This window comes from Pseudomonas sp. Tun-23181 (assembly GCF_057415455.1).
This window is the reverse complement of record NZ_CM171630.1, coordinates 4,637,285-4,655,252: the sequence shown is the minus strand read 5'-3', so window position 1 is coordinate 4,655,252 and position 17,968 is coordinate 4,637,285. Positions and strand designations below refer to the sequence as shown.

The 17,968-nt window shown below is 66.9% G+C and carries 15 protein-coding genes; 6 read left to right on the top strand and 9 right to left on the bottom strand.

The features are described from left to right. Nucleotides 1-5 precede the first annotated feature (5 nt). Nucleotides 6-482, bottom strand: coding sequence for a ferritin-like domain-containing protein (locus ACDI39_RS22000; RefSeq protein ID WP_225788566.1), 477 nt, complete (start codon nt 480-482; stop codon nt 6-8). A 66-nt stretch (nt 483-548) separates the two neighbouring features. Between ACDI39_RS22000 and ACDI39_RS21995 the strand changes: the two genes are divergently transcribed. Continuing rightward, the gene (locus ACDI39_RS21995) at nt 549-686 is read left to right on the top strand and encodes a hypothetical protein (protein ID WP_225788565.1); all 138 of its coding nucleotides are present in this window, start codon (nt 549-551) and stop codon (nt 684-686) included. Next, on the top strand, nt 683-919 hold the full coding sequence (locus ACDI39_RS21990) for a DUF3820 family protein (RefSeq protein ID WP_225788564.1): 237 nt from the start codon (nt 683-685) through the stop codon (nt 917-919). The genes ACDI39_RS21995 and ACDI39_RS21990 overlap by 4 nt, the downstream gene beginning before the upstream one ends. A 52-nt stretch (nt 920-971) precedes the next feature. Here the strand turns inward: ACDI39_RS21990 and ACDI39_RS21985 are convergent, their stop codons facing one another. Genes ACDI39_RS21985 through ptsP form a run of 3 tightly spaced genes read right to left on the bottom strand, consistent with a single transcriptional unit; the run spans nt 972 to nt 6,494 of the window. Next, nucleotides 972-2,699, bottom strand: a complete 1,728-nt coding sequence (locus tag ACDI39_RS21985) for a PTS fructose-like transporter subunit IIB (RefSeq protein WP_225788563.1) — start codon at nt 2,697-2,699, stop codon at nt 972-974. After that, nucleotides 2,696-3,643, bottom strand: coding sequence for a 1-phosphofructokinase (gene pfkB, locus ACDI39_RS21980; RefSeq protein WP_225788562.1), 948 nt, complete (start codon nt 3,641-3,643; stop codon nt 2,696-2,698). Before pfkB ends, ACDI39_RS21985 begins: the two co-directional genes overlap by 4 nt. Before the next feature lies 1 nt (nt 3,644). Next, entirely contained in the window at nt 3,645-6,494 is a 2,850-nt protein-coding gene (gene ptsP / locus ACDI39_RS21975) for a phosphoenolpyruvate--protein phosphotransferase (RefSeq protein WP_225788561.1), read from the bottom strand. Between the two features lie 288 nt (nt 6,495-6,782). Between ptsP and cra the strand changes: the two genes are divergently transcribed. Both cra and ACDI39_RS21965 read left to right on the top strand, forming a co-directional pair. Continuing rightward, nucleotides 6,783-7,778 (top strand): catabolite repressor/activator, encoded by a 996-nt coding sequence (cra, locus tag ACDI39_RS21970; RefSeq protein WP_225788560.1) that lies wholly within the window; start codon nt 6,783-6,785, stop codon nt 7,776-7,778. Nucleotides 7,779-7,780: 2 nt separating this feature from the next. Next, nucleotides 7,781-8,566: a TatD family hydrolase gene (locus tag ACDI39_RS21965; RefSeq protein ID WP_225788559.1), complete on the top strand. Its 786-nt coding sequence runs from the start codon at nt 7,781-7,783 to the stop codon at nt 8,564-8,566. Between the two features lie 78 nt (nt 8,567-8,644). Here ACDI39_RS21965 and ACDI39_RS21960 read toward each other — a convergent pair whose 3' ends face one another. The 4 genes from ACDI39_RS21960 to ACDI39_RS21945 form a co-directional block, all read right to left on the bottom strand. Next, complete coding sequence (locus ACDI39_RS21960; RefSeq protein WP_410896967.1) at nt 8,645-9,349, bottom strand: methyl-accepting chemotaxis protein; 705 nt, start codon at nt 9,347-9,349, stop codon at nt 8,645-8,647. 1,433 nt (nt 9,350-10,782) lie between these two features. Next, entirely contained in the window at nt 10,783-11,613 is an 831-nt protein-coding gene (ampE, locus tag ACDI39_RS21955; protein WP_225788557.1) for a regulatory signaling modulator protein AmpE, read from the bottom strand. Continuing rightward, the gene (gene ampD, locus ACDI39_RS21950; protein ID WP_225788556.1) at nt 11,610-12,176 is read right to left on the bottom strand and encodes a 1,6-anhydro-N-acetylmuramyl-L-alanine amidase AmpD; all 567 of its coding nucleotides are present in this window, start codon (nt 12,174-12,176) and stop codon (nt 11,610-11,612) included. Before ampD ends, ampE begins: the two co-directional genes overlap by 4 nt. Nucleotides 12,177-12,367: 191 nt before the next feature. Further along, nucleotides 12,368-14,542: a DUF1631 domain-containing protein gene (locus ACDI39_RS21945; protein WP_253090565.1), complete on the bottom strand. Its 2,175-nt coding sequence runs from the start codon at nt 14,540-14,542 to the stop codon at nt 12,368-12,370. Between the two features lie 244 nt (nt 14,543-14,786). On the opposite strand from ACDI39_RS21945, the gene nadC reads away from it, so the two are divergent. Beyond that, nucleotides 14,787-15,635 (top strand): carboxylating nicotinate-nucleotide diphosphorylase, encoded by an 849-nt coding sequence (gene nadC / locus ACDI39_RS21940; protein ID WP_225788554.1) that lies wholly within the window; start codon nt 14,787-14,789, stop codon nt 15,633-15,635. 161 nt (nt 15,636-15,796) lie between these two features. Here the strand turns inward: nadC and trxB are convergent, their stop codons facing one another. Beyond that, nucleotides 15,797-16,759, bottom strand: a complete 963-nt coding sequence (trxB, locus tag ACDI39_RS21935; protein ID WP_225788553.1) for a thioredoxin-disulfide reductase — start codon at nt 16,757-16,759, stop codon at nt 15,797-15,799. A 329-nt stretch (nt 16,760-17,088) separates the two neighbouring features. Between trxB and cysZ the strand changes: the two genes are divergently transcribed. Further along, entirely contained in the window at nt 17,089-17,817 is a 729-nt protein-coding gene (gene cysZ / locus ACDI39_RS21930; protein ID WP_225788552.1) for a sulfate transporter CysZ, read from the top strand. The last annotated feature ends 151 nt before the right edge of the window (nt 17,818-17,968 follow it).

The following is a 17,968-nucleotide window of genomic DNA, read 5'->3' as shown; positions in this document are numbered from 1 at the left end:
TGGCCTTAGGAGCGTGCACGCGCAGCATCACGCAGAGCCTTGACCTGGTCATGGTTGCGTTGCACGCCCTGCAACTGCCTCTCCACCAGGGCATAGGTCTCGTCGCTGGCGGTACGGCCGAGCTTGACCAGCTTCTCACGGGCGTCCTTGTAGGCCTTCAGGGCGAAGTCCTCGCCACGCTCGACCTCGTTGAGCACCGCCTCCTCGCTCTTGCCGGTCAGCATCGACTTGAAGTTGACCCAACCCCGGTGCAGGTCGCCGCTGAGGCTGGTGGAGGTTTCCGGATCGCCACCCAGGCGACGCACCTCGCCCTGCAGCTCGGCGGCGGCATTGGCGCACTCCCCGGCCCGCTGGACGAAAAAGGCCTTCAGCTCGGCATTCTTGACATCATCGGCCGACTCCTTGAACCCCTTCTCGCCGTCCTTGCTGTATTCGATCAGGTCGTTGAGCACGTCGATCACGTCTTTGTTCGGATTGCTCATGGCACAAACTCCTTGGCAGGTGATAGTCACCAAGGTTGGAGCAGCCTTCGTGCCAAGCCAAACCCCATGAAAAAACCATCCAAAATCAATCAGATAGCCAAAGGCAAGGAAAGACCGAACGAGGCGTTCTGCATGATCGCCGCTTGGGGCTTCGTGCAGATTGCAGTATGGTCGGAGCCTTTCACCCGCCAGGCCCGCCCATGAAGCCCGAATCCCTGCAACGACTGCTCACCCGCACCATGCCCTTCGGCAAGTACCAGGGCCGCCTGATCGCCGACCTGCCAGGCGACTACCTGGCCTGGTTCGCCCGCAAGGGCTTCCCATCCGGTGAGTTGGGCAGCTTGCTGGCCTTGATGTACGAAATCGATCACAACGGATTGGGCGAGTTGCTGACGCCATTGCGATCCCAGTTGCAAGCCACAAGCCGCAAACCATAAGAAGCCAGCCCCAGCGCCTCTTGCAACTTGCAGCTTGCGGCTCATCCCCCCGCTAGGACGCCACCGCCAACTCCACCCGCTCGCCCTTCTTGATCAGCGCATACACCACCGCCGTCAACAAGCTGCCCGCCAGGATCGCCAGCAGGTACAGCAGCGCATGGTTGATCGCATTGGGGATCAGCAGCACGAACAGCCCGCCATGGGGCGCCATCAGCTTGCAGCCGAAGTACATCGACAGCGCCCCGGTCAGCGCGCCACCGGCGATGCTCGCCGGGATCACCCGCAACGGGTCCTTGGCGGCGAAGGGGATCGCCCCTTCGGAAATGAAGCACAAACCCAGCACCAACGCCGCCTTGCCCGCCTCGCGCTCGCCCAGGGCGAACTTGCGCCGGGCCAGGAAGCTGGCGATGCCCAGGCCGATCGGCGGCACCATGCCAGCGGCCATGGTGGCCGCCATCGGCGCATAGCTGGACGAAGCCAGCAGCCCCACCGAGAAGGCATAGGCCGCCTTGTTGATCGGCCCGCCCAGGTCGACGCACATCATCCCGCCGAGCAGCAGCCCCAGGAGAATGGCGTTGGTGGTGCCCATGCTGTCGAGAAACTGCGTCAACCCCTCGAGCATCGCCGCCACCGGCTGGCCGACCACATAGATCATCACCAGGCCGGTGAACAGGCTGGCCAGCAGCGGAATGATCAGGATCGGCTTGAGCGCATCGAGGCTGCTCGGCAGGCGCGCCCAGCGGCTGATGGCCTTGGCGCTGTAGCCGGCGAGAAAGCCGGCGATGATGCCACCGATGAACCCTGCGCCCAGGGTGCTGGCCAACAGGCCACCGATCATGCCAGGCGCCAGCCCCGGTCTGTCGGCGATGGACCAGGCGATATAACCGGCCAGCAACGGCACCATCAGCTTGAACGCGGCCTCGCCGCCGATCTGCATCAGCGCCGCTGGCAAGGTACCGGGCTCCTTGTAGGCCTCGATGCCGAAGACGAACGACAGGGCGATCAGCAGGCCACCCGCCACCACCATCGGCAACATGAACGACACGCCGGTGAGCAGGTGCTTGTAGACACCGCTCTTTTCAGACGCCTTGGGCGCCTCGCCGGTGGCGTCACCGGCGTTCTCCACCTTGCCTTCGGCCAACGCCTTGTCGAGGATGCCGCGCGCCTGCTTGAGCGCGACGCCGGTGCCGCAGCGGTAGATGCGCTTGCCGGCGAAACGCGCGGTGGGCACCTCGATGTCGGCGGCCAGCAGCACCACGTCGGCGGCCGCGATGGCCTCGGCCGGCAGCGGATTGCGCGCCCCGACCGAACCCTGGGTTTCCACGGTGAGCAGGTAGCCCAGCTCTTGGGCCGCCTGTTGCAGGGCCTCGGCGGCCATGAAAGTGTGGGCCACGCCCGTCGGGCAGGCGGTGACCGCGACGATCCTCGGCTGCGCGCTGGGCAGCGGCGCTTCGACGGCGCCCACGGCTTCCTGCACCTGGGCCTTGGCGGCGGCCTCGTCGAGAAAACCTTCCCGGTCGGCCAGGGCCTGGGCCGGGGTGCTCTGGTACAGGCGCTTGCCGACGAAACGAGCCAGGTCCACCGGGCCGGTGCTGACCACCAGCACCCAGTCGGCCTCGGCGATCTGCGCGCTCGTCAGGCGGCGTTCGGGCTGTTCGTCGGCCTGCACCTCGACGCTGGTGCTCCAGCCCCGTCGCTGCGCGGCGGCCGCCAGCAGGCGTGCGCTCAGCACGCTGGACACCTGGCCGTTGGGGCAGGCGGTGACGATGGCGATGTTCATCGGCAACCCTCTTGTCGTTCTGTCAGTTGCACGGCGGCCTCCAGGTGGGCCAGTTGCTCGCGATCACAGAGGCCGAAGCCGACCTGGGTCACCGCCTGGGCAGCGATGGCAGTGGCGCGGCGCAGGGTCTGCGCAGGCGCCTCGCCCAGCAGTAGGCCATGGACCATGCCAGCCACCAGCGAGTCACCGGCACCCACGGTACTCGCCACCTGCACCTGCGGCGGTCGCCCATGCAAGGCCAGGCCCTTGGCGAACCAGCTCACGCCCTGCTCGCCCTGGGACACCACCACATGCTGCACGCCGGTCGCCAGCAGGCGCTCGGCGGCGGCACGCTGCTCGGCCGGGCTGTGCACGGCAACACCAAGCACCTCGCCCAGCTCCTCGGTGTTCGGCTTGACCAGCCACGGCGCCGTCCGCAGGCCAACACGCAAGGCCTCGCCGCTGCTGTCCAGGGCGACCTTCAGGCCCTGGGCCTGCAATTGCAGCAGCAACTGGCCGAACCACTGCGGATCGATGCCGCGAGGCAGGCTGCCGGCCACCACCACCGCGTCATGCCCCGGCGCGATCTTCTCCAGGCGGCGCAACAACGCAGTCCGGGCGACCTCGCCGACGTCCGGCCCCTGGCCATTGATATCGGTGACCCGGCCATCGGCCTCCACCAGCTTGATGTTGCTGCGGGTCTCGCCCGCTACGCGGACGAAGCAGTCGGTAAAACCGCGCCGGGCGATCAGTGCATCGAACGGCTGCAGGTTGTCACGCCCGAGGAAGCCGCCGACGGTGACGCTGTGCCCCAGGTCGGCCAGTACCTGGGCGACGTTCAGGCCCTTGCCGGCGGCATGGCTGTGCTGGGCCTGGCTACGGTTGACGTGCCCTGGGCGCAGGGCATCCAGGCTGACGGTGATGTCCAGCGCCGGGTTGAGGGTCAGGGTGAGGATCTTGGCCATTTCAATAACGCTCCACCAGCGCCCGGACCGCCGCGGCGCTGTCTTGTTGCAAAGCCTCGTGCGCCAGGGCGCGGGCCGTCTGGTGATCGGCCTGGCGCACCAGTGCCTTGACTTCGGCGACGCTGCGAGCGGCGACGCTGAGCTCGTCCACGTCCAGCCCGAGCAGCACGGCGACCGCCTGCGGGTCGGCGGCCAGTTCGCCGCAGACACCGACCCACTTGCCCTCGGCATGGGCGGCGCGCACGGTCATGTCGATCAGCCGCAGCACCGCCGGGTGCAAGCCATCGGCCTGGGCCGAAAGGCTCGGATGGCCGCGGTCGATGGCCAGGGTGTACTGGGTCAGGTCGTTGGTGCCGATGCTGAAGAAATCCACCTCGCGCGCCAACTGCGGCGCCAGCAAGGCAGCCGAGGGCACTTCGACCATGATGCCCAGTTGCAGGTCGGCGACCGGCAGTTCCTGGCGCAAGCGCTCGACCATGGCCTTGGCCTCACGCCATTCGTGAACCTGCCCGACCATCGGGAACATGATGCGCAAGGGCCGCTCACCCGCTGCCCGCAGCAAGGCCCGCAACTGATCCTCCATCACCTGTGGGCGCTGCAAGGTCAGGCGCACACCACGCACGCCGAGGAAGGGGTTTTCCTCCGGGGCGATCGGCCAGTAGGGCAAGGGCTTGTCGCCGCCCACGTCGAGGGTGCGCACCACCAACGGACGCCCGTCCAAGCCGTCGAGCACGCGGCGGTATTCGGCCTCCTGGGTGGCCACGTCCGGCGCCTGGGGATGGGCCATGAAAATCAGTTCGGTACGCAGCAGGCCAATGCCTTCGGCGCCCTGCTCCACCACCCGGTCGATGCCACGGCTTTCACCGATGTTGGCGAACACCTCGACAGCATGGCCGTCGCGGGTCACCGCCGGTTCGTGGCGATTGGCCCAGGCGGCCTGCAGGCGCTGCTCGCGCAGATCGCGCTCGGCCAGGGCTCGTTGCAACTCATCCGCCGCCGGCGCGACGACGAGCCGACCGCGCTGCCCATCGAGCAGCAACGGCGTGCCAGGCTCGAGCAGCAGGATCGCCTCCCCCGCGCCGACCACCGCCGGAATACCCAGGGCACGGGCGACGATGGCGCTGTGGGCGGTGGCACCGCCATGGGCGGTCACGATACCGGCCACCCGCGCCGGGTCGAGGCGGGCCACATCGGACGGGCCAACCTCGGCCATCACCAGCACATAGGGTTGTTCGGGCTCGGGCACGTCCTGCACACCGCACAGTTGCGCCAGGACCCGGCGGCCAATGTCGCGCAGGTCGGCAGCGCGCTCGGCGAGCAAGGCATCGTGCAATGCCTCCTGCTGACGCGCCGCCGCCTCGATCACCGCCATCCAGGCCGCCGCGGCGCTCTCGCCCTGGGCCAGGCGCAGCTCGACCTCGTCGCCCAGGGCCGGGTCGGCGAGCATTTCCTGGTGGGTAACGAAGATTTCGCCGATCGCTTTGTCGCTGCGTTGCACCAGGGCCTGTAATTGCGCGTTCACCGCCTCCAGGGCACGACGCAGCTTCAGGCGTTCCTGGGGCGTGGATTCGCCACGCAGGGGGTAGTCGATCTCTCGCTCGACATGTACATGGGCCGGGCCACTGGCGATGCCCGGCGCAGCGCCGACACCCAGGACCTGGCTGCCAGCCGGCGGCACCTGCAACACCTCGACCGGGGCGGCGACCGGCTGGGCGACCTCCGGCAGGGGGTCCACCGCCTCGCCCAGCCCCTCTTCGATGGCCGCCTGCAACACCGGCAAGGCATCCTCGGCGACGCTCGGCTCGGCGATCAGCTCCAGCACCTGGCCACGCCGAGCGCCGAGGCCAAGCAGCTTGCTCAGGCTCTTGACCGACACCGCCGGCTGCGCACTATCCAGCAGGCGCACACGGATCTCGCCGTCGAAGCCCTTGGCCAGCTGCGCCAGCACCTTGGCCGGTCGGGCATGCAGGCCGTGGGGGTTGGCCAGCACGATCCGCACGCTCGGCCAGTCGGCCGGCGCCTCGCCCCCTAGCACTTCGAGCACGGCACGGCTGCTGGTGGCCTGGTAGAGCATCTGCCCACGGCCTTCGATCAGGACTTCGCACAAGCGTTCGAGCAGGGCCTGGTGGGCGGCACCGAGGCTGGCCAGGCAGAACAGGCCGTTGAGCGGCTGGTCGCGGTAGCGCAACGGTTGCTGCGGGGTGACGAACGACAGGCCCGGCCGACGCACCTGCCGCTCGCTGTGCAACCACCACAAACCCTCGCCCAGCGGCAAGGGTTCGGCCTGTTGCAACTGGCTGGCAAAGCCCGCATCGACGCAGCCGGCGCGTTGCAGCAGGCGCGAGCCGCGCCAGGCCAGCTCGTCGAAGTCCTCGGCGGGCAGGTTCAGGCCCACCAGTTGCGCATCCAACGCCAGCTCCTGGGGCGCGCCCTGCAACAGCTTGAGTAGCGCCTCGGCGGAGCTCGCCCGGCGCAAGGCCTCGGCCAGGTCGGTTTCACCCAGGGCACGGGTCAGCAGTTGCAGCAGGCGCAGGTGCTCGTCGGAGCGGGCAGCGATGCCGATGGCCAGGTAGACGATCTGGCCGTCGCCCCAATCGACCCCCTCGGGAAACTGCAACAGGCGCACGCCGGTGGCGAACACCTGGTCACGGGTCTGTGGCGTTCCATGGGGGATGGCGATGCCCTGGCCAAGAAACGTGGAGCCTTGGGCCTCGCGGGCGCATAGCCCTTCCAGGTAACCTTCGGCGACCAGGCCATCGGCAACCAGCCGCTCGGCCAGCAGGCGCAATGCCTCGGCCTTGTCGGCAGCTACCTGGCCCATGGCTATCTGCTCCTTGGCGAGCTCCAGCATGACCTTCTCCTTTTGCAGCCCCATTCGGGGACTGAGGTATTGTTGTGCAATCCACGCAAACGATCATCGCGGGCAACCCCACGATGGCAGGCGCTGACGACGGCAGTGAATACGCCTGCTGAAACGTTTAACCTGACCAGGTGGCCACGTTACTCGATAATCTCCTGACGAAAAAGCCCCATTCTGTCGGACAATTGCGACAATGGTCGTCTGCGCCCGGGCCTGGCCTTCGGGGAAACTACCCAGCCAGGCTTCGCAGCCAGCCCTGGTAATAACAAGGAAAATTCGGTGAAACTCAGCGATATCGCCCGTCTGGCCGGTGTGTCCGTGACCACCGCCAGCTACGTCATCAATGGCAAGGCCGAACAGCAGCGCATCAGCAACAGCACCGTCGAGCGCGTGCGCGCGGTGGTCGAGGCCCATGGCTTCACGCCCAACCCCCAGGCCGCCGGCCTGCGCAGCCGGCACACCCGTACCCTGGGCTTCATTCTCCCGGATCTGGAGAACCCCAGCTACGCCCGTATCGCCAAGCAACTGGAACAGGGTGCCCGCGCCCGTGGCTACCAGTTGCTGATCGCCAGCAGCGACGACCAGCCTGACAGCGAGCACCAGTTGCAGCAGTTGTTCCGCGCCCGCCGCTGCGATGCGCTGTTCGTCGCCAGCTGCTTGCCGCCAGAGGACGACAGCTACCGCGAACTGCAGGACAAGGGTCTGCCGGTGATCGCCATCGACCGTCGCCTGGACCCGGCGCACTTTTGCTCGGTGATCAGCGACGACCGCGATGCCAGCCGTCAGTTGGCCCAGAGCCTGCTGGCCACCCGCCCACGCAGCATCGCGCTGATCGGCGCGCGCCCGGAACTGTCGGTCAGCCAGGCCCGTGCCGGCGGCTTCGACGAGGCCTTGCAGGCGTTCGACGGCGACGTGCGGCGCTACCAGGGCGAGGCTTTCAGCCGTGAGTGCGGGCAGCGCCTGATGCAGCAACTGATCGAAGAGCTGGGCGGTCTGCCGGATGCTCTGGTGACCACCTCCTATGTGCTGCTGCAAGGGGTGTTCGACACGCTGCAGACACGCCCGGTCGATTCGCGCCAATTACAGTTGGGTACCTTCGGCGACAACCAGTTGCTCGATTTCCTGCCACTGCCGGTCAACGCCATGGCCCAGCAACACGGCCTGATCGCCGCCACCGCCCTGGAGCTGGCCCTGGCGGCGATCGAGCACAAACGCTACGAGCCGGGCGTGCATGCCGTGGCCCGCACCTTCAAGCAACGCATCACGGCAGGCTGAGCATGCGCCTGATCGACACCCACACCCACCTGGACTTCCCCGACTTCGACGCCGACCGCGAGCGCCTGCTGGCCAACGCGGCGGCACGCGGGGTAGAGCGCCTGGTGGTGCTGGGGGTGTACCAGGCCAACTGGCAGCGGGTGTGGGACCTGGCCTGCGCGCACGGTAACCTGCATGCGGCACTCGGCTTACACCCGGTGTACCTGGAGCAGCATCGCCCCGAACACCTGGCGCAGTTGCGCGACTGGCTCGAACGCCTGCGCGGCGACCCGCGCCTGTGCGCGGTGGGCGAGTTCGGCCTGGACTACTACCTGCCAGAGCTGGACACGGCGCGCCAGCAGGCGCTGTTCGAGGCCCAACTACAACTGGCCTGCGACTTCGAGCTGCCGGCCCTGCTGCACGTACGCCGCAGCCACGCCCAGGTGATCGCCACCCTCAAGCGCTACAAGCCTGCACGCGCCGGCATCATCCATGCCTTCGCCGGCAGCTACGAGGAGGCCCGCGAGTACATCAAGCTGGGCTTCAGGCTCGGGCTTGGCGGGGCCGCCACCTGGCCCCAGGCCCTGCGCCTGCGCAGGACGCTGCCCCGGTTGCCGCTCGAGAGCATCGTGCTGGAGACCGATGCACCAGACATGGCGCCGGCGATGTTTCCCGGCATGCGCAACAGCCCGGAGCACCTGCCGGAGATTGCCGGGGCGCTGGCCGACGTGATCGGCATCGAAGCCGAACGGCTGGCTGAAGCCAGCAGCCGCAATGCCTGTGAGCTGTTTGGTTGGTCTTTCAGTTAAGCGGGACTCTGTAATCCTGGGCTGCTTTGCAGCCCAATCGCCGACAAGCCGGTGATTGGGCCGGTACAGACAAGACAACTAGACGCGAAACGCCCCGATCAGGCGCTTGAGCTCCAACACCTGCTCCGACAATGCACGGCTGGCTTCTTCGGTCTGGCAAGCACCGGCGGTGGTGTCCTGGGCGGCGCGGTTGATCGCCACGATGTTCCGGTCGATATCGTGGGCCACCGCGGTCTGCTGCTCGACAGCCGCGGCGATCTGCTGGTTCTGCTCGACGATACCGCCCACCGCACCGAGGATGTTGCCCAACGCCTGCTGCACCTGACGCGCTTCATCGACCGTGCCCGCCGCCATCTGGTGGCTGCTGCCCATCGCCTCGACCGCCGCGCCGACACCTGCCTGCAGGCGCTGGATCATCTGGGCGATCTCCTCGGTGGAGTCCTGGGTGCGCCGGGCCAGGGTGCGTACCTCGTCGGCGACCACCGCAAAGCCCCTGCCCTGCTCGCCCGCCCGGGCCGCCTCGATGGCAGCGTTGAGCGCCAGCAGGTTGGTCTGCTCGGCGATGCTGCGGATCACCTCCAGCACCCGCCCGATGGCCTGGCTGTCGCTGGCCAGTTGATTGACCGCGACCACCGTCTGGTCGATCTCCCCGGCCAGGCGGGCGATGCTGTCCTGCTGGCTGGCCACCAGCCCACGGCCTGTGGCGCTCTCGCGATTGACCTGTTGCGCGCCTTCGGCGGCCAGTGCCGCGCTGCGGGCGACTTCCAGGGCCGTGGCGCTCATCTGGTTCATCGCCGTGGCGACCTGTTCGATCTGCTCGCGCTGGCCGCTGACCGCCTGGTTGCTGCGCTCGGAGACCACCAGCACCTGGCCAGCCTGCTCCTCGACCAGCGACACGGTCCGACCGACCTGGCCGATCAGCTCGCGGATACGCCGCACGGTCTCGTTGAACCCCTGGCCCAGCTCACCCAACTCGTCGCGGCTGTTGGCCTGGAGGCTCACGGTCATGTCGCCGGCGGCGAGCTTGTCCATGGCCGTGCCCAGGCGGCCGAGGGTTTGGCGGATGGACACGTAGAAGCCGCCATAGAGGTAGGTGATCAGGGCCAGCACCGTGGCCAACGCGGCGACCAGGGCGCCCATGCGCAGGCGATGCTCGCCCAGGCGGTCCTGCAGTTGCACCTGCAAGTGGGCAAGGATGGCGTCATTGAGGCGGTAGGTCTGGCCCATCAGCTCGCTGGCCTGCTGGTAGAAGCCCAGCCAGGGCGCATCCAGGGTCTCGGCGACCACCACCTGATCCTCGAACATCGTGGCGGCCTGCTTCACCGAGGCCTGGCTGGCTTGTGCCTGCCCGGCCAGCTCGGCCCTGACCCGCTCGTCGCTGGCCAGGGCATCCTCCAGGCGCACGGCGTAATCGGCCGCAAGGCGCTCCAGGCGTTGCAGCAGGTCTTCGAAGCGGGCACTGCCGGAGGAGTCGATGAAGCCACGGCCCAAGGCCATGGCCCCTATCGCCCGGCCCTCGCCCAGGGTCTGGGTGACCTGGGCGGTGGCGCTACCGAGCAGCTCGCTCAACTGGCGCACCGAGGCCTGGCTGTCCTGGCTCAGGCCAGACTGGCTGGCCACCTGCTTGGCCAGGACCTGGGCCTGGACCAATAGCTTGTCGAACCAGGCCGCCTTGTTCTGCAGGGAGGACTCGTTGCGCGCACGGGCGAAGAGCGCCTCCAGCTCCCCGCGCCTGGCCTCGAGCTGCGGGTCGCTCACCGACAAGTCCTGTAGCTCGGCGGCGACTTTGTCCTGGAGTGCGGCTATGCGCCCCTCCACATCGCCGGCCTGGCCCGACTGGCCGAGCACCGCATTGATCTGCAAGAGGTTGCCCAGGGCCTCCAGGTCACCACGCAGGGTCAGGACGCTGGCTAGGGGCGCGAGCCCCTGAAGTTCTGTGCGGGTGACATGGAACTGGTCGTAGGCGTCGCGGACCAGGTAGAAGCTGGTGACCAGCATGGGCAGGAAGAACAGGGCGCTGATCAGGCTGAACTTCAGGCCGAAGCTCAGCCGGTTCATCAGTGCGATGGCCGGATGGAGCAGATGCTTCACGGGTCACCTCCTTGGATTCTTGTTGTTATACGGGGTAGCACTAAGCCATCAAGGGCCTGCCACCTTGTATAACGCAGATCGAACCCAAGGTTTGTAACTTAAGGTTAAGCGGCCTGGCACGCCGCTCAGACCAGCACCGTCCACAACGCAAAGCAGGCGTACCACAGCACCGCGCAACGCAGCAGCAGTTCCCAGAGGCTGTCGAGCCGCCCCAGGCCACGCTGGCTGTCTTCCTCGTCGGGGATGTCGTCCGCCACCCGCCCTACCCGGGCCACCAGGTGGCCGGCGCTGATGTGCCAATTGAGCAGTTCGTGCAGCATCAGGCGCATCACCGCGACGAAGTTGCCGACCAGGGCGAAACTCAGCGCCAATACCCGCACCGGCAGCCAGTCCATGGCATGGCGCAGTTGCTCGGCCCGCTCCTTGAGCGCCGGCTGGCGGCTGTTGCCGGCCGTGAGGGCCAGCAGGCGATAGGCCAGGGCCGCACCGGGCCCCAGCAGGAAATACCAGAAGATCACGGCGAAGAAGCTCTGGTACGCCTGCCACAGCAGGTAGCCCTGGACCCGCGTCATCAAGCACTGGGGATCGTCGGCGCCCAGGCCCAGGTCACGCTCGGCCACATGCAGCGCGGCCTGTTCGTCGCCGCGTCGCCAGGCATCGCGGAACGGCCCAAGGGCCGCCTTGGCGTCACCACGGCCGAGGCTGTAGATCAGCACCAGCAGGTGCACCGGCAACGCCAGCAGGCCATAGGCCACCGGTTCCAGGACATGCAGCAGCAACACCAGGAGCGCCACCGGTGCCAGGACCAGGATGGCCAGGGTCCACCAGGGGTGCACCTTGCCGCTGCGCTCCAGGCGCACCAGTTCGCCGAGAAAGAAACCATCGCGCTGCAAACGCTGACGCAGGGCGGAGAACTTCTCGACCCAGAGAATCAGCACCAACACCAGAAAACTCATGCCTTGTCCTCGTTGTCTTGCAGCGCTGCACGGTAGCGGCGCCAGTCGAAAGCCGGGCCCGGATCGGTCTTGCGCTGCGGGGCGATATCGCTATGGCCGCAGATGCGGCCCAGGCCGATGACCGGCCAGGCACGGCGGATCTCCCGGGTCAACTGCTCCAGGGCGGCGTACTGGGCATCGGTATAGGGCAGCTCGTCGGTGCCTTCCAGCTCGATGCCGATGGAAAAGTCGTTGCACCCTTCTCGCCCGTCGAAGCATGAAACGCCCGCATGCCAGGCCCGGTCCAGCAGCGACACGAACTGGGTCACCGCGCCGTCACGTTCGACGAACAGGTGCGCCGACACCGTCAGGTGGCGGATGCCTTCGAAATAGGGATGCTCGGCCGGATCGAGGCGGTTCTGGAAGAACTGCTGGACCTTGCCGGTGCCGAAGCAGGCCGGCGGCAGGCTGATGTTGTGGATGACCAGCAGGGAAATGGCTTCGCCTTCGGGGCGGGCGTTGAAGTTTGGCGAAGGGCAGTGGGTGACGCCGGAAAACCAGCCTGTCGCACGGTCCAATTGCATGGAGCAGATCCTGAAAGTCGCCAGGGATGGGCTGCCAGTATGCCCGGAGGCTGGCGTGGTTGCATGTAAATGATCGTTCGGGGGCCGCTTTGCAGCCCATTCGCGGGCAAGCCCGCTCCCACAGGGGCCCCGATGCGGTTTGCAGGGCCCCTGTGTGGGCTTGCCGGCGATGGGGCGCGCAGCGGCCCCTCTCACAACGCCTGCTGGCAACGCAGCCTGTCGAGCACCGCCTCCAGGGCACGCTCGAACAACAGCCCATCGTCCAGCACCCGTACCTCCCCCCGGCGTAGGGCCAAGGCCAGGCCAGCACGATTCCACTCGCGCACCTTCATGCCGGTACGGTTGGCGAAGACGAAACGCTCGCTGCTATCGATCCGCGCCACCAGTTTGCAACGTAGCGGCGGCTGCTCGTCGAGCACCTCGACCCAGGTACCGATGCGCAGGCGCTGCACCTGCCGCCACTCGGGCCCTTGCTCGTCCGGCTGCAACAAGGGGCCGCAAGCCGACTCTTCGGCGATGGCCAGGACGATTTCCTCGGCCACCAGCACCTGCGGCACAGACAGCCCCTCCCCCGCTGGCGACACGTCTGGCCCGGCCAGGGCCCGTAGGTGCAACTGCTCCAGTTGCAGGAAGAATTCGCGGGTCGCCGCCGAGTCCAGCACCACACCGGCCAACCCATCACGCAACGCCTTGAGCAGGCCGGGCACCTGCTGCAACAGCCGCTCGCGCGCCTGGGCCTCCCGGTGCGGGGCAATGCTCGCCAGCAACGCATCCATGGTCGCCAGCCCTGCGCGCCAGGCCGCGGACGCCTCGCCCTGCTTGAGCCAGGCCAGCAACAGGACCTGGCTCCAGCCCTGCACCAGCATCTGCACCACCACCTGCGGCAAGTACTTGCCGTGCAGGCGCTGGTTGAGCGCCTGCTGCACCTGCTGGCGCGCCAGCAGCGTGCGGGCACGGCCCTCCTCGGCATCGCGGGTACGTTGTTCGAGCAACTCGTTGCGGCGCCGTTCCTCATGGCTGAAGGCGAGGAAGTCCTCGAGCAGCTCGGCGAACAACGCCAGATCGTCGACAAAGTCGTTGAGCAGGCGCTGGACGATACGCTCCACGCGCAGGTGCAGGCTGTCGCGCAGGCCTTCGCCATTGTCCTCCCCGCCGATCGCGAGCATCGCGATCTCGTTGAGCAGCCGCCGGGCCGGATGGCTGGCACGGCTGAACAGCCCTTTGTCGAGCAGGGCCACCTTGAGCAGGGGGATATGCAGCCGCGCGAGCAGGGCGCGCACGCTCGGCGGCAGGTTGGCGTCGGCCTGGATGAAGTCGAACAGCAGGCCCACCAGGTTGATCGTATCTTCGTCCGCAGTGGCGATGCAGCGACGGGTACCGCTGCGCACGCTGACACGCAGGAGCAACTGCTCCAACTGCTGGCCGAGGTCGAAGTCATCGTCCTCGGTAGTCGCCGGCACGTAGTGCTGCAGGTGCGAGAGCAGGCGTAGCAGGTCGGCGGTGCTGATCGGTTGCGCCGTGGCAACGCGCTGCAGGCGCGGGGCGACACGCCCGCGGGTGGGCGCCAGCAGGTCCTGCAGCGAATCGAAAAAGGCCTGGCCCGCGTTGTCCAATTCCACCTCTTCAGCGCTGGGTAGGCTAGCCAGCCCACGGCGGGGCGCCGGGCGGTGGTCATCGGCACGGCGGCGCGGTGGCGGCTTGAGTGCAGGCAGCACGTCGGCGGCGGCAAGCAGTTGGTTGGCCTGTTCGTAGAGCAGGTCGACATCGCGCAGGACATAGCGCTCGAACAGCCTGAGCAAGATCAGCTTGACCCGCGGGCCTACTCCCAGGTTTCGCCCGGCCGCCAGGAAATAGCCGCACAGGCTGTCCGGCCCCAGGGGGTTGCAGCGCGCCTCCAACGCCTGGCCGAGCAGTGCCTGGAAACGCAGCCCCAACTGCTCGAGCGCAACCCCCTCACGGGACAGCACCCGGGCGACCATCGCTTCGACGACCGCGGCGCGCTCCAATTGTACCCTGCCCTGCGACGCGTCGGCCGCCGTCAGGCACTGCCGGGCATCCGCCTGGCCAAGGCGCGAGAAGGTGTCGTAGAAACTGTCGAGAAAACCCCGCTCGATGCTCTTGCGCTTGAGCCTTACGTCGCGCATGGCTTCGAAGTACAGGTTCTGCTCGAAGCGCTCGCCGGCCTTGTCGGCCATTTCGAAGAGGGTGTCGTCGGCGTTGTCGAACAGCACCTGCAGCCCCCGGCGCAGTTGCAACGCCGCCTGGTCGCGCACCTGCAGGAGCAGCACCGGAAGGCAAGGCAAGGGCGTATGCGCCGCCCGGTCGATGGCGGCCGCCAAGGGCACCACCTTGCCGTCTTCATGCATCCCGGACTCCTTGCTGGATGATTCTGTTCAATGGGACAGGTAACCGTCAAAGCCATGACGCCAAATACAAGGCGCCATTATCAGAAAAAAATCCGACAGCTTCCAGCGCGCAGTTCGCACGCCCCACACTGACCATGAATTCCGGCAAACGCTCATTCATCCTGACCAAAGGTCACGGCCCAGGCTGCTGTACAGCAGCCCCCCCTGCCCTATAATCGCCGGCACCTAGCTTGTGGAGCCGACCATGCCGAACCTACGCCTCGCCGACCTGACCGCCGAAATCGAAGCCAACGTGCGCCGCGCACTGCTGGAAGACATCGGCAGCGGCGACATCACCGCCCAGCTGATCCCGGCCGAGCGCCTGGCCAAGGCGACCATCATCACCCGCGAGGACTGCATGATCGCCGGTACCGCCTGGGTCGATGCGGTGTTCCGCCAGCTCGACCCTCGGGTGGCAGTGCACTGGCAGGTGGCCGATGGCGAGCGGGCCAGCGCCAACCAGGCGCTGTTCCACCTCGAAGGCCCGGCTCGCTCGCTGCTCAGCGGCGAGCGCACGGCGCTGAACTTCCTGCAGATGCTCTCGGGTGTGGCGACCCGCGCTCGCCTGCTCGCCGACCTGGTGGAAGGCACCCAGGTGCGCCTGCTCGACACCCGCAAGACCCTGCCCGGCCTGCGCCTGGCGCAGAAGTACGCGGTCACTTGCGGCGGCTGCCACAATCACCGCATCGGGCTGTACGACGCCTTCCTGATCAAGGAAAACCATATTGCCGCCAGCGGCGGCATCGCCGAGGCGATCACTGCGGCGCACCGCATCGCCCCGGGCAAGCCGGTGGAGATCGAAGTCGAGAGCCTGGACGAGCTGCGCCAGGCACTGGCGGGCGGGGCCGATATCGTCATGCTCGACGAGCTGACCCTCGACGAAATGCGCGAAGCCGTGCGCATCACCGCTGGCAAGGCCAAGCTGGAGGCCAGTGGCGGTGTGAACGAGAGCACCCTGCGGGTGATTGCCGAGACGGGGGTGGACTACATCTCCATTGGCGCGATGACCAAGGATGTGAAGGCGGTGGACCTGTCCATGCGCCTGAGCCTGTGAGCTGACCTGCGCGCCTTCATCACGACACAAGGCCGCTCCCACGGATACGGCGCTCGATTGCAGAGCGGCGCGGTATCCGCAGGAGTGGCCTTGTGTCGTGATAGGGCTGCAAAACAGCCCTATCAGGTGCCTGGCTCCAGCCCCCTTGAAGGGGCTGGCACTCAGAACGAAGCGTTCGCCAGACCGTCCAGGTAACGCTCGACGTCCAACGCGGCCATGCAGCCGGCGCCAGCGGAGGTGATCGCCTGGCGATAGACGTGGTCGGCCACGTCGCCCGCGGCGAACACACCCTCGACGTTGGTGGCGGTGGCATTGCCCTCACGGCCGCCGTTGACCACCAGGTAGCCGTCCTTGAGGGTCAGCTGACCTTCGAACAGCGAGGTGTTCGGGGTATGGCCAATGGCGATGAACACGCCGTCGACCTTGATCTCGTCGCTGCTGCCGTCGTTGTTCTTCAGGCGCGCACCGGTCACGCCCATGTCATCACCCAGCACTTCGTCCAGGGTGGCGTTGAGCTTGAGCTCGATCTTGCCTTCGGCCACGCGGGCGTGCAGCTTGTCGACCAGGATCTTCTCGGCGCGGAAGGTATCGCGACGGTGCACCAGGGTCACCTTGCTGGCGATGTTGGCCAGGTACAGGGCCTCTTCCACGGCAGTGTTGCCACCACCGACCACGGCCACCGGCTTGTTGCGATAGAAGAAACCGTCGCAGGTAGCGCAGGCCGAAACGCCCTTGCCCATGAACGCTTCTTCCGAAGGCAGGCCCAGGTAGCGAGCGCTGGCACCGGTGGCGACGATCAGTGCATCGCAGGTGTAGGTGCCGCTGTCGCCCTGCAGGGTGAACGGCTTGCTGGCCAGGTCAACGGCGTTGATGTGGTCGAAGACGATCTCGGTCTCGAAACGCTCGGCGTGTTCCTGCATGCGCTGCATCAGGGCCGGGCCGGTCAGGCCATGGGGGTCGCCCGGCCAGTTGTCGACTTCGGTGGTGGTGGTCAACTGGCCGCCGGCCTGCATGCCGGTGATCAGCAACGGCTTGAGGTTGGCACGGGCCGCATAGACCGCAGCGCTGTAACCGGCAGGGCCGGAACCGAGGATGATGACGCGCGAATGACGTACTTCAGACATGTCGAACTCCTGTGGAGCGGGACGCACGAGGCCGGCATCGATGTGCCGGTGGCACCAGCTGGAATTAAAAGGGGCCCGCGCAGCACTTGGGGAAGGCTACTACGCGCAGGCCCGGAAACCTAAAGTTGAGCGCACTTTAGCGAGGTGGCAGAGATTAAGGAAATATCCTTCGACAATCCACCTTATAGACAACCTCTATCTACAGACAAAACCGATGGAAACCGACCGCTGTGCTTTGTTACAGCCCGTTTCCCCATGCCCTGACACCTTTCGTCGGCGCGGCAAACTCGGTAAGGTCAGCGCGTTTTCCCTTTATCCGGAGCGTCTCGATGCAAGCCCCCGTCCTCTCTGGCCCCCAGTACCTGCGCGAAGGGCTGAAACTGGTCATGAGCCCGAACCTGCGGCTGTTCGTCCTGCTGCCCCTGGCGGTCAACCTGCTGCTGTTCGGCGGCCTGATCTACTTCGCCGCGCACCAGTTCAGCCTGTGGGTCGACGCACTGATGCCGAGCCTGCCGGACTGGCTGGGCTTTCTCAGCTACATCCTCTGGCCGCTGTTCGTCGTCCTGGTGATCCTGATGGTGTTCTTCACCTTCACCCTGGTGGCGAACGTGATCGCCGCCCCCTTCAACGGCTTCCTCGCCGAGAAGGTCGAGGTGGTGGTGCGCGGCGAAGACAACTTCCCGGCCTTCAGCTGGGGCGAACTGGCGGCCATGGTGCCGCGCACCTTCGGCCGCGAGATGCGCAAGCTCGGCTATTTCCTGCCACGGGCCATCGGCCTGTTCATCCTGTCGCTGATTCCGGTGGTCAACGTGATCGCGGCGCCCCTGTGGCTGATTTTCGGTATCTGGATGATGGCTATCCAGTACATCGACTACCCGGCGGACAACAACAAGATGAGCTGGCAGGACATGCTCGCCTGGCTGCGCGAAAAACGCTGGCAGTCGCTGGGGTTTGGCGGGATCACCTACCTGGCGCTGATGATCCCGCTGGTGAACGTGCTGATGATGCCGGCGGCGGTGGCCGGGGCCACGCTGTTCTGGGTGCGTGAGCGTCGTTGAAATCCTGGGCTGCTGTGCAGCCGATCGCCGCCAAGCCGGTTCCCACAGGGCGCCGAGTCGATCACAGATGATGTGGCTTTGCAGGCCCCTGTAACCTGTCCATCACAAGACCGTCACAGGGCCGCAACCCTGTAGGCGGACACTTTTCGCC

Coding starts and splice junctions, on each gene's coding strand:
- ACDI39_RS22000 (WP_225788566.1), bottom strand. CDS start 482: ATGAGCAATCCGAACAAAGACGTGATCGACGTGCTCAACGACCTGATC.
- ACDI39_RS21995 (WP_225788565.1), top strand. CDS start 549: ATGAAAAAACCATCCAAAATCAATCAGATAGCCAAAGGCAAGGAAAGA.
- ACDI39_RS21990 (WP_225788564.1), top strand. CDS start 683: ATGAAGCCCGAATCCCTGCAACGACTGCTCACCCGCACCATGCCCTTC.
- ACDI39_RS21985 (WP_225788563.1), bottom strand. CDS start 2,699: ATGAACATCGCCATCGTCACCGCCTGCCCCAACGGCCAGGTGTCCAGC.
- pfkB (WP_225788562.1), bottom strand. CDS start 3,643: ATGGCCAAGATCCTCACCCTGACCCTCAACCCGGCGCTGGACATCACC.
- ptsP (WP_225788561.1), bottom strand. CDS start 6,494: ATGCTGGAGCTCGCCAAGGAGCAGATAGCCATGGGCCAGGTAGCTGCC.
- ACDI39_RS21965 (WP_225788559.1), top strand. CDS start 7,781: ATGCGCCTGATCGACACCCACACCCACCTGGACTTCCCCGACTTCGAC.
- ACDI39_RS21960 (WP_410896967.1), bottom strand. CDS start 9,349: ATGAGCGCCACGGCCCTGGAAGTCGCCCGCAGCGCGGCACTGGCCGCC.
- ampE (WP_225788557.1), bottom strand. CDS start 11,613: ATGAGTTTTCTGGTGTTGGTGCTGATTCTCTGGGTCGAGAAGTTCTCC.
- ampD (WP_225788556.1), bottom strand. CDS start 12,176: ATGCAATTGGACCGTGCGACAGGCTGGTTTTCCGGCGTCACCCACTGC.
- ACDI39_RS21945 (WP_253090565.1), bottom strand. CDS start 14,542: ATGCATGAAGACGGCAAGGTGGTGCCCTTGGCGGCCGCCATCGACCGG.
- nadC (WP_225788554.1), top strand. CDS start 14,787: ATGCCGAACCTACGCCTCGCCGACCTGACCGCCGAAATCGAAGCCAAC.
- trxB (WP_225788553.1), bottom strand. CDS start 16,759: ATGTCTGAAGTACGTCATTCGCGCGTCATCATCCTCGGTTCCGGCCCT.
- cysZ (WP_225788552.1), top strand. CDS start 17,089: ATGCAAGCCCCCGTCCTCTCTGGCCCCCAGTACCTGCGCGAAGGGCTG.